The organism is Microbacterium sp. (assembly GCF_035277845.1).
Classification (GTDB): domain Bacteria; phylum Actinomycetota; class Actinomycetes; order Actinomycetales; family Microbacteriaceae; genus Microbacterium.
In genome coordinates this window covers 1-13146 of record NZ_DATEJS010000309.1, presented here as the reverse complement: position 1 = coordinate 13146, position 13146 = coordinate 1, and the positions used below count along the sequence as shown (strand labels likewise).

The window sequence follows — 13146 nt, the reverse complement described above, 5'->3', positions numbered from 1 at the left end:
GATCACGGTGTTCTTGAAGTCGACGACGCGGCCCTGACCGTCGGTCAGGCGACCCTCTTCGAGGATCTGCAGCAGCGAGTTGAAGATGTCCGGGTGGGCCTTCTCGATCTCGTCGAACAGCACGACCGAGAACGGCTTGCGGCGCACCTTCTCGGTGAGCTGACCGCCCTCTTCGAAGCCGACGAACCCGGGAGGGGCGCCGAACAGCCGCGACACGGTGTGCTTCTCGCTGAACTCGCTCATGTCGAGCGAGATGAGCGCACCCTCGTCGTCGAACAGGAACTCGGCGAGCGCCTTGGCGAGCTCGGTCTTTCCGACACCGGTGGGTCCGGCGAAGATGAACGAGCCCGAGGGGCGCTTCGGGTCCTTCAGGCCCGCGCGCTGACGGCGGATCGTGCGGGACAGCGCCGCGATCGCCTGCTCCTGGCCGATGACGCGCTGGTGCAGCGCCTTCTCCATGAAGACGAGGCGGGCGCTCTCCTCCTCGGTGAGCTTGAACACCGGGATGCCGGTCGCCTGCGCGAGCACCTCGGCGATCAGGCCCTCGTCGACGGTCGCGTTGGTCGCGACATCGCCGCTGCGCCACTGCTTCTCGAGACGCAGACGCTCGGCGAGCAGCGACTTCTCCTCGTCACGGAGGGAGGCGGCCTTCTCGAAGTCCTGCTCCTCGGAGGCGAGCTCCTTCGCCTCGCGCACCTTCTGGATCTTGTCGTCGAAGTCGCGCAGCTCCGGCGGGCTCGACAGGATCGACAGGCGCAGGCGGGCGCCGGCCTCGTCGATCAGGTCGATGGCCTTGTCCGGCAGGAAGCGGTCGCTGATGTACCGGTCGGCGAGGTTCGCCGCGGCGACGATCGCGCCGTCGGTGATCTGCACCTTGTGGTGCGCCTCGTAGCGGTCGCGCAGGCCCTTCAGGATGTTGATCGCGTGCGGCAGCGACGGCTCGGCCACCTGGATCGGCTGGAACCGGCGCTCGAGCGCGGCATCCTTCTCGAAGTGCTTGCGGTATTCGTCGAGGGTCGTCGCACCGATCGTCTGCAGCTCGCCTCGCGCCAGCAGCGGCTTGAGGATGGATGCCGCGTCGATCGCGCCCTCGGCCGCACCGGCTCCGACCAGCGTGTGGATCTCGTCGATGAAGACGATGATGTCGCCGCGAGTCCGGATCTCCTTGGTGACCTTCTTCAGGCGCTCCTCGAAGTCACCGCGGTAGCGGGATCCGGCGATGAGCGAGCCGAGGTCGAGCGAGTACAGCTGCTTGTCCTTCAGCGTCTCGGGCACGTCGCCCTTGACGATCGCCTGCGCCAGGCCCTCGACGACGGCGGTCTTGCCGACGCCGGGCTCACCGATCAGCACCGGGTTGTTCTTCGAGCGGCGCGAGAGGATCTGCATGACCCGCTCGATCTCCTTCTCGCGCCCGATGACCGGGTCGAGCTTGCCCTCCCGGGCGGCCTGCGTCAGGTTGCGCCCGAACTGGTCGAGCACCTGCGAGCCGTTCTGCGCCTGGGAGGCGTTGCTGTCGTGCGCCGCGCCGGAGACGCCGGCGGGCTCCTTGCCCTGGTATCCGCTGAGCAGCTGGATGACCTGCTGGCGCACCTTGTTCAGGTCGGCGCCGAGCTTGACGAGCACCTGCGCGGCGACGCCCTCGCCCTCGCGGATCAGCCCGAGCAGGATGTGCTCGGTGCCGATGTAGTTGTGGCCGAGCTGCAGCGCTTCGCGCAGCGACAGCTCCAGCACCTTCTTGGCACGCGGCGTGAACGGGATGTGCCCGGTCGGCTGCTGCTGGCCCTGCCCGATGATGTCCTGCACCTGTTCGCGCACGGCGTCGAGCGAGATGCCCAGGCTCTCCAGGGCCTTCGCGGCGACGCCTTCACCCTCGTGGATCAGGCCGAGGAGGATGTGCTCCGTGCCGATGTAGTTGTGGTTGAGCATCTTGGCTTCTTCTTGGGCAAGCACAACCACGCGACGGGCTCGGTCAGTGAATCTCTCGAACATCGTCCAACTCCTTGAGGACGCACTGGTGGCGTCGTAGTTCGAGACTAACGAGCGCCCGGATGCCCTGCGCCTTTGTTCGCCATGGGCTAACGGCATCGGAGCGGCTCAACCGACGACTTCTGCGGCCCGGCGGCGCGATTGTCGTCGGTTGAGCGGAGAACGCGAGGGCTCGTTCACGATCGACGGGAGATGGCGCGACCGGCCGTCGCTCACCCGACAAGAGTTGCCGCCCGCCGGCGCGGAAGTCGTCGGTTGAAGCGGGATTCGGCGCCGGTCAGGGGCCGGCGTGGGCGCGGAGCCAGCCGACCGGGTCGACGGGAGTGGTGCCGCCGGCGAGAATCTCGAAGTGCATGTTGGCGCCGAAGGCGTGTCCGGATGCCCCGACCTGGCCGATCTCCTGGCCGACGGACACGTGCTGGCCGGCCACGACGCGGATCGAGCCGATGATGAGGTGCGCGTAGAGGCTCGCGACCCGCTGGCCGTCCACGACGTGGTTGATGACGACGACCGCGCCGTAGCCCTGGAAGTTGTCGGTGGCCATGCTGACCACCCCGTCGGCGATCGACTGGATCGGTGCGCCGGCGCCGGGCGTGAAGTCCGCGCCCTGGTGGAACTCGCCCGGACGCCATCCGAACCCGTAAGTGATGGGGCATCCGACCGCGAACGGCCACTGCACCTTCCCGCCGGGGTCGTTGACGAAGTACTTGTTCGACACCTGCGAGAACCCGGCGGGGATCGGCGACGGGTTGTTTCCCCAGCCGGCCGCGTTGTACCCGAGGTCCGTGGTGGCGTTGTAGCCGTTGTCGGCCAGCATCTGCGCGGTCGTCAGCAGCATCGAGCCGTTGGAGTAGAGCCCCGCCGCGGCCACCGAGACGGGACCCGTGCCGGGGACGGATGCCGGTGCGGCCCCGGTCGCGAACGACTCGCGGCTGAGCACCGCCACGGCGCTGGTGCCGGCGTGGTAGTCCTGACCGTGCCGGACGGCGCTCGCGTAGGATGCCGCTCCCGGTGCGGTCGCCGGGCGGCCCGGGTCACCGGCCGCCGCCACGGCGGATGCCGGAGTCGTCATCCCGACTGCGACGAGTCCAACGACGACCGCGGCCGCGATGCTGGTGAGCACGGTGCCCACCCGACGGCGGCGTCCACTGCGAGCAGGTTTCCCGGCCGGACCGAATGCCACGGGTGCGACATCCGGAACGGGTACGGCATCCGGAGCCGGCGGAGCGGGAGGGGTGTCCGTCCGTCGCTGCGCACGCAGGGCGCGTCGTGTCAGGGGCTGGTCGGGGAGGGTCTCGGTCACGCGCTCATCCTGGGTATCGAGTCACGGCCGCGCCCTGGATCGAGTCGTCGCCGTCGGGTCGGCGACGGGCACGGTCTTGCGCGACGTTACGCCGGGGGCCTGGGAGCGCGGTGCGAGGGACACCTTCGCGTCACTGCAGTGCGGAGGTGAGCCGGGCGAGGTTGTCGAGCACCGTCGACCGCAGCGGCTGCTGCCGCCACTCGTCCAGCGTCAGTTCGCGTGAGCGCTCGCGGTACAGGTCCTCGACCTCGCGGACCTCGCGCACGAACTCGTCGCCGCGCACCAGCATCGACACTTCGAGGTTCAGACCGAACGACCGCATGTCCATGTTGCTGGAGCCGATGATGGCGACCTCGTCGTCGATCGTGAGGCTCTTCGTGTGCAGGATGTACGGCTTCGGATACATCCAGATCCGCACGCCGGCCTTGAGCAGGGTCTCGTAGTAGCTGCGCTGGGCGTGGTAGACGATGGCCTGGTCGCCCTCCTCCGACACGAACAGCTCCACCTGGAGTCCGCGGTTGCACGCGGTGGTCACGGCCAGCAGCAGCGCCTCGTCGGGCACGAAGTACGGGCTGATCATGATGATCTTGTCCTGCGCGTAGTAGAGCAGACTCGCGAACAGCTGCAGGTTGTTCTCGAACCGGAATCCCGGCCCCGAGGGCACGACCTGGCAGTCGAGGTCGCCCGGTCCGGACTCGACGGAGAACACGTCGATCTGATCGGCGAGCGACTCGTCGGTCTCGCTGTACCAGTCCGACAGGAACACCGCGTTGACGGATGCCACCACGGGCCCCTCGAGCCGCACCATCAGGTCGACCCAGTGCAGGCCGCGTCGGATGTTCTTGCGCAGGTTGTAGGTGGAATCGACGATGTTCTGCGACCCCATGAACGCGAGCGTGCCGTCGATGACGAGGAGCTTCCGGTGGTTGCGCAGGTCGGGGCGCTGGTAGCGTCCGCGCAACGGCTGCACCGGCAGCATGAGATGCCACTTCGCGCCCATCGCGCGCAGGCGCCGCAGCGTGCGCCGGTACTTCGGCTTGCCGCGGTTGGCCCAGTGGTCCAGCAGCACCCGCACCGTGACGCCGCGGGCGACGGCATCCTCCATCGCCGCGAAGATCCCCTCGGTCGAGTTGTCCGCCTGCAGGATGTAGAACTCGAGGTGCACGTACCGCTTCGCGCCGCGGATGGCGGCGGCCATCGCGTCGAGGCTCTTGTGGTAGTCCGAGATGAGGTGCGCGGAGTTGTCCCCCGACAGCGGCATGGCGCCCAGGTTGCGGTTGAGGGTCACGAGCGAGTTGAACCACTGCGGCGCGTGCGGGCGCAGCGTGCCGAAGTCGAGGTGCTCGCTGGTCTCGCGGATGGACTCGTTGATGGCGTCCTGCTTGCGGCGACGCTTGCGCGGCAGGCGCGGATTCCCGATCAGCAGGAAGAGCAGCACCCCGAAGAACGGGATGAAGTAGATCGCCAGCAGCCAGGCCGTGGCGGCTGCGGGGCGCCGGTTGCGCGGCACGATGATGATGGCCGCGATGCGGATCGAGATGTCGACAGCGATGACCGCGACCGGCCACCACGTCTCGATGAATCCCATCAACCGGCGGCGGTGGGCGTCTTCGGAGGCAGGCCGCGCTTGGCGCGCTCTTCGGCTTCGACCTTGGCGTACGCCTTGCGCTCGCTGCGGTCGGAGCGCACGGCCGCGCGCAGCACGAAGAAGAACAACGCGCTCACGACCACCGTCGGAGCCAGCGCCCAGATGATGCCCGACCACACGTCCATGCCGCTAGTTTACGCACGCGCTGCCTGTCAACACCCTGGTTCCCCCGCGCGCGTCGTCCACCGGTCGCAGACGGTCGTTGCCGCCGGATGCCGGGTGCCCGACGGTCGTTCCATGACGACGATCATCAAGGCGGCGGATGCCGCGCAGTTCCTCGGGCTGGTCCCGCATCTGCTGGGATTCCGGCCGACCCGCAGTATGGTGCTGGTGCCCTTCGCCGGGTCGCGATCGCTCGGTGCGATGCGCATCGATCTCGAGCCGCAGCCGGCGCGCGAAGGTTCCGCGGAGCCGGCGGTCATCCTCGAGCCGCCGGGTGAGACGGTCGACCGCCTCGCGGCGACGGCGATCGGCATGGTGTGCCGGATCGCCTCGGCGGACGCCGTCGCCGTCGTGATCTACACGGACGAGACCATCGTCGGCGGCTGCCTGCCGCGGGAGCAGCTCGCCCGGGCCGTGGCGCGCCGCGCGGACGCCTGCGGCATAGAGCTGCGCGACGCCCTGTGCGTGGCGGGCAACGGCTGGGCGTCCTACCTCGACCCGGAGCGTCCGGCCGACGGGCGTCCGCTCGACCTGCTGCACAGCGACGAGCACGCCGAGCGACTGCTGCCGCTGGGCGACGGCGACCAGCATTCCGGAGCGCGGCTGCCCACGGTCGACCCCGCACGCCTCGCCGAGGTGACGACCGCCGTCGAGGCGCTCACCGGAGCCCTCGGCACGAACGGGACGACGAGCCTCGGCGCACACGTCGACCCGCGCGCCCTGCACTCGTTGCAAGAGCTGGACGACGTCACCCAGCTGCTGGAGCGGATGATCGAGTGGGATGCCGCGACCGCTGCGCCGTTCGAAATGGCCGTCGCGGTCCTGTGCCTGTCCCGCCCGGCCCTGCGCGACATCGCCTTGCTGCAGTGGTCCGGCTCGGTGTCCGACGGAGTGACGGCGCTCGAGGCCCAGCTGCGCTGGGAGGACGGCGAGCCGTACCCGGAAGAGCTCGGCACCCGCGTGTGGGGACAGGGCCCGGGCCCGGATCCGGAGCGACTGGAGTCTGCCCTGCAGCTCGCCCGGCACTGTGCCGCGCTCACCTCCGGCGTCCGGCGCGCGACCGTCCTCGGCATGTGCGCGTGGCTGTCGTGGGCGCAGGGCCGTTCGACGGAGGCCGGCGACTACGCCGCCGAGGCGTGCGCGAGCGGCGCCGAGATGCCGTTGGCCGAAGTCGTGCTCGCGTTCGTGAACACGGCCCACCTGCCGGACTGGGCGTTCCAGCGTGCGGCGTGACGGCCCCGGTGCTCGTTGACGGTGCTATTTGACGAGGGGGAAGAGGATGGTCTCGCGGATGCCGAGCCCGGTGATCGCCATGATGAGCCGGTCGATGCCCATGCCCATGCCGCCCATCGGCGGCAGGCCGTGCTCCATGGCGCGCAGGAACTCCTCGTCGATGCGCATCGCCTCGTCGTCGCCGCGGTCGGCGAGCTTCGCCTGCTCCTCGAAGCGTTTGCGCTGCACGACCGGATCGATGAGCTCGGAGTATCCGGTCGCCAGCTCGAAGCCGCGCACGTACAGGTCCCACTTCTCGACGACGCCCGCGATCGAGCGGTGGTCGCGCACCAGAGGGCTCGTGTCCACCGGGAAGTCCATGACGAACGTGGGCCGGGTCAGGCCGCCCTTGACGAAGTGCTCCCACAGCTCCTCGACCCACTTGCCGTGGGTGGGGTGTGCCGGGGCGTCCACGCCGTTCGCCGCGGCGAGCGCCTCGAGCTCGGCGAGCGTCGTCTGCGGGGTCACCTGCACGCCCGCCGCTTCGGACAACGAGTCGTACATCGAGATGCGGTGCCATTCCCCGCCCAGGTCGTACACGGTGCCGTCCGCCCAGGTCACCTCGGTGGAGCCGGCGACCGCGATGGCGGCGTTCTGCACGAGCGCCTGCGTGAGGTCGGCGATGCCGTTGTAGTCGGTGTAGGCCTGGTAGGCCTCGAGCATCGCGAACTCCGGGCTGTGCGTCGAGTCGGCGCCCTCGTTGCGGAAGTTGCGGTTGATCTCGAACACGCGGTCGATGCCGCCGACGGCCGCGCGCTTGAGGTACAGCTCCGGGGCGATGCGCAGATAGAGCTCCGCATCGAACGCGTTGGAGTGGGTCACGAACGGGCGCGCCGCGGCGCCGCCCGGCTGCACCTGCAGCATCGGGGTCTCGACCTCGATGAAGTCCCGCTCCGCGAACGTGGCGCGCAGGCTCGCGTTGACCTTGGCGCGGGCGCGCACCGTGGTGCGGGCCTGCTCGCGGACGATGAGGTCGAGGTAGCGGCTGCGCACCCGGGCCTCTTCACTGAGCTCGGTGTACAGGTTCGGCAGGGGCAGCAGCGCCTTCGACGCGATCGCCCAGTCGCTGACCATGATCGAGAGTTCGCCGCGGCGGCTGGAGATCACCTCACCCGTGACCGACACGTGGTCGCCGAGGTCGACGAGTTCCTTCCAGCGCTGCAGCGACTCCTCGCCGACGGATGCCAGCGACACCATCGCCTGGATGCGGCTGCCGTCCCCGGACTGGAGCGCCGCGAAGCACAGCTTCCCGGTGTTGCGGCTGAAGACGACGCGCCCGGCCACCGAGACGACCTCGCCGGTCTCGTCGCCCGCCTCGAGGTGCGCGTGGCGCTCGCGCACCTCGGGGATGGTGTCGGTGACCGGCACGGTGACGGGGTACGCGCCGCCGGCGGCATCCTCGCGCTCGGCGATCAGCCGCTCGCGCTTGGCCATGCGCACCGCCTTCTGTTCGATGACGTCCTCTTCGGACGTCTCGGCGGGGGCGGCAACGGGCATGTCGGTCATCAGGCTCCTCGGGAAAGTCGCCGATCAGTTTATCGGCGCCAGGTCCGCGGTTCCTGGGCCGTCGCCCGAGAGGGGCTGCCGCCCGGGAGGGGCTGCCGCCCGGGAGGGACTGCCGCCCGGGAGGGGCGAGCCCGACGCGGCGTGTCAGGTCAGGCCGAGGGCGGCGTCGGTGTCGGGGTCGGCGTCGCGCAGGGCGAGATCGACCGTGGCGTGCACCAGCGTGGACAGGTAGGCGCCCGGGGCCGGGACGCCGGCATCCGTCAGCGCACCCACCGCCTGCTGCACGATCGACCGGGAGAACTGGGTCGCCGTCGCGATCGCGTCGCCGTAGGCGTGGCGGTCCGCATCCGCGACCACGATCGGCTCGCAGCCGAGCTCGACGGCGAGCGCCTGGGCGATCGGCAGCACGACGGCCGGCGCGGTGACCGCGGCGTAGGCATCGCGCAGGATGCGCAGGTCCATCGAGGTCCCGGTGAACGCGATGGCCGGATGCACTGCGATCGGCAGTGCACCCTGGGCTGCGGCCGGGGCGAGCACGTCGAGCCCGAACGCGGGGTCGGTGTGCATCACGATCTGGCCCATCTGCCAGGCGCCCACGTCCGCGAGCCCCGCGACGAGTCCGGGCAGCTGGTCGTGCGGCACCGCCAGCACCACCAGTTCGCTGCGGCGCACCACTTCGGGGGCGTCGAGGAACGGGATGCCCGGCAGCACGGACTCCACCCGCTCGTCGTCCGAGCCGTGGGTGATGCCGGTGACGGCATGCCCGGCACCGGCCAGCGCCGCCCCGATCACGGGGCCGACGCGGCCGGCGCCGATGATGCCGACACCGAGGCGTCCGTCGCGAGTCATCCGTCGATGCTAACCGACCACCCGGAACCGCGCCCGGGACGGCGCACGCGCACCGCCCCGCGACGGCGTGCGGAGGTCAGGCCCCCTCGCGCACCTCGTGGATCTCGTCGGCCACGAGACCGTGCGCCTCCCGGTGCACGATGTTGGCGGCTTCGGGATCCGGCGCCTCGACGAGGCAGAAGATCTTCCCCTGCGACTCATCGACCCAGTAACGCAGGTACTGCACGTCGTGCTCGGCCTGATGCTGCAGGTCGGCGGCGTGCGCCTGCGCGACGGCATCGAGCGTGACGGACTCCCCCAGATTGTGGACATCCATGTACAGCGGCATGGCCCGCTCCTTTCCCCAGCAGGAGTCGGCGTCGCGGCCCGCCTGGTCGCCCGGACGCGAGCCGGACCAGCCGGCGAACGGGCGTGCGGCGCCGTCGGTGCGGTCCGCTCCTTGCGGCTCAGGGTACGCGCATCACTCCGCGTCGGAAAGCCCGTCGGCCCAGCGGTGGCTGCGGTCCCCCGCCCCCGCACGCACCGCACCTGCGGCGGCGGCCCGGAACAGGGCGACGACGGCGTCCCTGTCGATCGCGCCGAGCCTGCCGGACACGCGTCCGGCGATGGTGTGCGCGTGGATCTCGGCGACGCCGAGGGCACGGTCGAGCGGACCCTGCTCGATCCCGAAGGACTGCAGACGGGCCAGCGGCACCATGACCAGCGAGCGCCAGATGAACCCGCGACGCATGATCAGCACGTCGTCCGTGAGTGCGAAGCCGTTGCGCCGCCACGACAGCGGCCGCAGGATCCACGCGCGTCCCGGGGTGGTGGTGAAGGCATCCACCCCCGAACCCCGGCGCCGCAGCACGCCGCGGTCGAACACCAGCTGCCACGCGTCGTCGCCGAGCCCCGGCAGCAGCAGCCGCATCACCCGCTCGGCGTCGGCGCGGTCCCCGACCGGCAGCGCGTCGGCGGCTTGATCGGACTCGCGGCTGCCCGACGCCTTGCCGGCGAGCCGATTGACCCGGACCGCCCACCAGCCGGCCGGGCGCCACAGCAGCGGCTGCGACACTTCGACCGCGTGCACGCGGCCGGGCGGCAGGATCTCGGTGATCGTGGTGAACAGGCCGTACGTGATGCGTACGCCGTCGGGGGTGGGGGCGATCGCGTACCGGAACTTCTTGGCCAGGGTCCGCACCCAGTACGTGCCGAAGCCGATCATCGCCGGGATCACCGACACCAGCAGGATCGGCGTCGTCTCCCACGCGCCCCAGGCGATGACCGCGATGAGCACCAGCAGCCAGACCGTGGCCTGGCTGAGCACATGCGACAGCAGCAGGCGCAGCATCGGGATCTCGACGACGGATGCCGGCTCCACCGGCGTCTCGGCGCCCAGCACCATCCCGGTCATCGCATCCGTGACCACCGCGGTCGCCTGCGCGACCCGGCCGGGTCGCACCCCCGGCATCCGCCCCGCGGCGACCGCCTCGGCGAGCTTGCGGCCGGAGGCGAGGCGCAGGATGTCGGCGCGCACCGCCTCGGCGGTCTTCGTCGACAGGTACTCGAGCTTGACGTTGGAGTCGGAGCCGGCGCCGAGCACGTCGAGCTTGGCCATGCCGACCAGACGCGCGACGAGCGGACGGGTGAGGTTCACGCCCTGCACGCGATCGAGCGGTGCCCGGCGCTGGCTGCGGAACAGCACCCCCTGCCGCACCTCGACGTCGTCCCCGGTGATCCGGAACGTGTGGAACCGCCACGACAGATAGAACAGGCCGATGAGCACGACCAGCAGGGCGGCGAGGATCAGCAGCGCGACGAGCACCAGGTTGTGCCGGATCACGAAGTCGATGGGGTCGCCGTTCTGCGGCGGCCCCAGGTCGCCCGCGCCGGGAACCGTCGTCGAGATGAACAGGTCGGCGATGCGCTCGCGCAGATTCGAGATGATCAGACCCGCGATGACCACGAGCACCAGTCCGCCGCGCAGCAGCGGGGTGAGCGGATGCATCCGGTGCCATTCCCCGTCGCTGAGCGGAGACCGGAAGCTGCCCGGCCCCGGCGGCACCGGCACCATCCCGCCCGGCCCCGGCACTTGCGGTGGGGGCATCGGCGGGCCGCTGTAGGGCGGCGGGACGGCGGTCACAGCCCGGTCCGGCGCGACTCGGCGACCTCGACGAGCGTGTCGCGCAGCTGCTCCGCGGCGGACTGGGTGAGCCCCGGGATGGTGACCCCGGTGGATGCCGCGGCGGTCACGAGCTTCAGCTGGGCGATGCCGAATGCCCGGTCGAGCGGTCCGTGGGTGATGTCGACGAGCTGCATCCGCCCGTACGGCACCGCGACCTGACGCTGCCACAGGATGCCGCGGCGGAAGACGAGGTCGTCGGCGCGCAGCTGATAGGCGTACGCCCGTGCCTGCCGCGGCGTGATCGCCGCCGCCCAGATGTACCCGACCAGAAGCAGGCCGCCCACGATCCACGGCCACGCGTTCGCCAGCACCAGGGTGCCCACGACGAACGCGGCCGCGAGGATCACGATGATGATCCCGAGCGCGATCAGCCGCACCCACACGTAGTTGCGGGACAGCTGGTGCCACGTGCCGTCGCCGAGCGGAAGGCGCTTGTCGCTGCCCGGTTCGAGCACGCGATCGTAGGTGTGCGCGTCGAGCACGGCATCCTGACCCGGCAGAGGGGGCCGCGGCGGTTCCGGAGCGGGGTCGGTCATGCGGAGCCTCCATCGGGGGCGGACCCCTCGGGGTCGTCGTCGTCCTTGCGGATCGTGCAGAGGTGCTCGGCGATGAGCGCGGCGACGACGAGCACCGCGCCGCACACCGCCGTCGTGATCAGCACCGCGACGACACCGCCGTCGTGCTCGGTGGGCCGGGACAGCACGAACAGCAGCAGACCGAGTCCGGCACCGCCGAGGCCGGCACCGACGAGGCTCGACGCCTTGGCGAGCATCGCGATCCGCACCGCGCGGAACGGGTTGATCTGCGGCTTGCCCCGACCGTTGATCGCGCGGCGGATCGGGATCGCGAGCGCGATCACGATCGCGCCGAGCGCGACCAGCACGACCGGGAGGCTGACCATCGGCGTGAAGGTGGGGTGGCCGGATGCCGCCAGCAGCTGATCGGTGCCGTAGCCGACCACGATGCCGATCACGGCGGCGATGACGAGGACGGCGGGACCGGTGCGCCTCATGAGGGGTCTCCGGGCACGATGCGTTTCGTCTCGCTCCGCTCGCTCAACGACCGGGGAGGCAGGGCGCGGGCGAGGTCGGAGACCGGGCCGCGTCCGGGCAGCACCGCGTCGGGATCGAGGGCGAGCCACGGGTCGAGCACGAAGGTGCGCTCGGCGGCGCGCGGGTGCGGCAGCGTCAGGCGGGGGTCGTCGGAGCGCACGTCGCCGTACGCGATGAGGTCGAGGTCGAGGGTGCGGTCGCCCCAGCGCTCCAGGCGCACCCGGCCGTGATCGGCCTCGATGCGGTTCAGCTGCGCGAGCAGCACGGCGGGCGCGAGCCGGGTGCGGATGATGGCGACCGTGTTGAGGTAGGTGGGGGCATCCTCGTCCGGGCCGTCCGGCTTGACCGCGACCGACTCGATCACCGGGGCGACGCGCACGGATGCCACGAGCGGCAGTTCGCGCAGCTCGGCGATCGCGGCGTCGATCGTGCCGGAGCGTTCGCCGAGGTTCGCGCCGAGCGCCACGACGGCCTCCGCCCACGCGCCGGGAGGAGAGAAGCCCTGGGCGAGACGGCGGTTCACACCCGCTCCCGCGTGATCGAGATGGTGACGTCGTCGAACGGCACGGTGATCGGGGCATCCGGCTTGTGCACCGTCACTGTGACGCGCTGCACGCCGGCGAAGGCGAGCACCGCGTCGGCGACCCGCTGGCTCAGGGTCTCGACGAGGTTGACCGGCTCCCCCGACAGCACGGCGGCGACGGCTTCGGACACCTCACCGTAGTGCACGGTGTCGGCGACGTCGTCGGATGCCGCGGCCGGGCGCGTGTCCACCCACAGAGTCACATCGGCACGGAACTCCTGACCGTCCCGGCGCTCCTCGGGGAACACGCCGTGATAGCCGAACGCGCGGATGCCGCTCACCTGGATCCGGTCGAGCTGGTCGGTCACTGCGCCTCCTGTGGGATTGCCTCGATCCGATCGTCCCATGCCGCGGCGATCCGCAGCGCATCCCGCGTCGCCGCGACGTCGTGCACCCGCACGGCCCATGCGCCGGCCTGCGCGGCGAGCACGCTCGTGACCGCGGTCGCAAGGTCGCGGCGCGGCTCGTCGACCGTGTCGCCGTCCGGCTCGAGGGTCTCGGCGAGGAAGCGCTTGCGGCTGGTGCCGACCAGCACCCGTGCCCCGAGCGGGTCCAGCTGCCGGAGCCCGCGCAGCACCGCCCAGTTTGCCGCGCCGCGCTTGCCGAACCCGATGCCCGGGT

The 13146-nt window shown here is 70.9% G+C and carries 14 protein-coding genes; 1 reads left to right on the top strand and 13 read right to left on the bottom strand.

Annotated features, from left to right (window positions below):
* The 4 genes from VJR25_RS13695 to VJR25_RS13680 all read right to left on the bottom strand — a co-directional run.
* The coding region (locus tag VJR25_RS13695) for an ATP-dependent Clp protease ATP-binding subunit (protein WP_324115943.1) at nt 1-1989 on the bottom strand (1989 nt) is incomplete at its 3' end.
* A 274-nt stretch (nt 1990-2263) separates the two neighbouring features.
* Nucleotides 2264-3289 (bottom strand): M23 family metallopeptidase, encoded by a 1026-nt coding sequence (locus VJR25_RS13690; RefSeq protein WP_324115940.1) that lies wholly within the window; start codon nt 3287-3289, stop codon nt 2264-2266.
* A gap of 130 nt (nt 3290-3419) precedes the next feature.
* Entirely contained in the window at nt 3420-4877 is a 1458-nt protein-coding gene (gene cls, locus VJR25_RS13685; protein WP_324115938.1) for a cardiolipin synthase, read from the bottom strand.
* On the bottom strand, nt 4877-5062 hold the full coding sequence (locus VJR25_RS13680) for a hypothetical protein (RefSeq protein ID WP_324115936.1): 186 nt from the start codon (nt 5060-5062) through the stop codon (nt 4877-4879). Before VJR25_RS13680 ends, cls begins: the two co-directional genes overlap by 1 nt.
* A gap of 112 nt (nt 5063-5174) precedes the next feature.
* On the opposite strand from VJR25_RS13680, the gene VJR25_RS13675 reads away from it, so the two are divergent.
* The gene (locus tag VJR25_RS13675; RefSeq protein ID WP_324115934.1) at nt 5175-6332 is read left to right on the top strand and encodes a DUF4192 family protein; all 1158 of its coding nucleotides are present in this window, start codon (nt 5175-5177) and stop codon (nt 6330-6332) included.
* Nucleotides 6333-6356: 24 nt separating this feature from the next.
* Here VJR25_RS13675 and lysS read toward each other — a convergent pair whose 3' ends face one another.
* The 9 genes from lysS to VJR25_RS13630 all read right to left on the bottom strand — a co-directional run.
* A complete protein-coding gene (lysS, locus tag VJR25_RS13670) occupies nt 6357-7877 on the bottom strand; it encodes a lysine--tRNA ligase (RefSeq protein WP_324115932.1) in 1521 nt (506 codons plus the stop codon).
* 144 nt (nt 7878-8021) lie between these two features.
* Complete coding sequence (locus VJR25_RS13665) at nt 8022-8726, bottom strand: DUF2520 domain-containing protein (RefSeq protein ID WP_324115930.1); 705 nt, start codon at nt 8724-8726, stop codon at nt 8022-8024.
* 76 nt (nt 8727-8802) lie between these two features.
* Nucleotides 8803-9054 carry a DUF4242 domain-containing protein gene (locus VJR25_RS13660; protein ID WP_324115928.1) on the bottom strand — a complete coding sequence of 84 codons (252 nt, stop codon included), beginning with the start codon at nt 9052-9054 and terminating at the stop codon, nt 8803-8805.
* A 132-nt stretch (nt 9055-9186) separates the two neighbouring features.
* Nucleotides 9187-10812: a PH domain-containing protein gene (locus tag VJR25_RS13655; RefSeq protein ID WP_324115926.1), complete on the bottom strand. Its 1626-nt coding sequence runs from the start codon at nt 10810-10812 to the stop codon at nt 9187-9189.
* A 32-nt stretch (nt 10813-10844) separates the two neighbouring features.
* Nucleotides 10845-11426, bottom strand: a complete 582-nt coding sequence (locus VJR25_RS13650) for a PH domain-containing protein (protein ID WP_324115924.1) — start codon at nt 11424-11426, stop codon at nt 10845-10847.
* Nucleotides 11423-11902, bottom strand: coding sequence for a DUF3180 domain-containing protein (locus VJR25_RS13645; RefSeq protein WP_324115922.1), 480 nt, complete (start codon nt 11900-11902; stop codon nt 11423-11425). The genes VJR25_RS13650 and VJR25_RS13645 overlap by 4 nt, the downstream gene beginning before the upstream one ends.
* Nucleotides 11899-12465, bottom strand: a complete 567-nt coding sequence (gene folK, locus VJR25_RS13640; RefSeq protein ID WP_324115919.1) for a 2-amino-4-hydroxy-6-hydroxymethyldihydropteridine diphosphokinase — start codon at nt 12463-12465, stop codon at nt 11899-11901. The genes VJR25_RS13645 and folK overlap by 4 nt, the downstream gene beginning before the upstream one ends.
* On the bottom strand, nt 12462-12833 hold the full coding sequence (folB, locus tag VJR25_RS13635) for a dihydroneopterin aldolase (RefSeq protein WP_324115917.1): 372 nt from the start codon (nt 12831-12833) through the stop codon (nt 12462-12464). Before folB ends, folK begins: the two co-directional genes overlap by 4 nt.
* Nucleotides 12830-13146 (bottom strand): dihydropteroate synthase (locus tag VJR25_RS13630; protein WP_324115915.1); only part of this gene is annotated, 317 nt, incomplete at its 5' end. The genes folB and VJR25_RS13630, both read right to left, overlap by 4 nt.

Bases quoted from the DNA above. Each gene is read 5' to 3' on its own strand.
- cls (WP_324115938.1), bottom strand. From the start codon at position 4,877: ATGGGATTCATCGAGACGTGGTGGCCGGTCGCGGTCATCGCTGTCGAC.
- VJR25_RS13680 (WP_324115936.1), bottom strand. From the start codon at position 5,062: ATGGACGTGTGGTCGGGCATCATCTGGGCGCTGGCTCCGACGGTGGTC.
- VJR25_RS13675 (WP_324115934.1), top strand. From the start codon at position 5,175: ATGACGACGATCATCAAGGCGGCGGATGCCGCGCAGTTCCTCGGGCTG.
- lysS (WP_324115932.1), bottom strand. From the start codon at position 7,877: ATGACCGACATGCCCGTTGCCGCCCCCGCCGAGACGTCCGAAGAGGAC.
- VJR25_RS13665 (WP_324115930.1), bottom strand. From the start codon at position 8,726: ATGACTCGCGACGGACGCCTCGGTGTCGGCATCATCGGCGCCGGCCGC.
- VJR25_RS13660 (WP_324115928.1), bottom strand. From the start codon at position 9,054: ATGCCGCTGTACATGGATGTCCACAATCTGGGGGAGTCCGTCACGCTC.
- VJR25_RS13655 (WP_324115926.1), bottom strand. From the start codon at position 10,812: ATGCCCCCACCGCAAGTGCCGGGGCCGGGCGGGATGGTGCCGGTGCCG.
- VJR25_RS13650 (WP_324115924.1), bottom strand. From the start codon at position 11,426: ATGACCGACCCCGCTCCGGAACCGCCGCGGCCCCCTCTGCCGGGTCAG.
- VJR25_RS13645 (WP_324115922.1), bottom strand. From the start codon at position 11,902: ATGAGGCGCACCGGTCCCGCCGTCCTCGTCATCGCCGCCGTGATCGGC.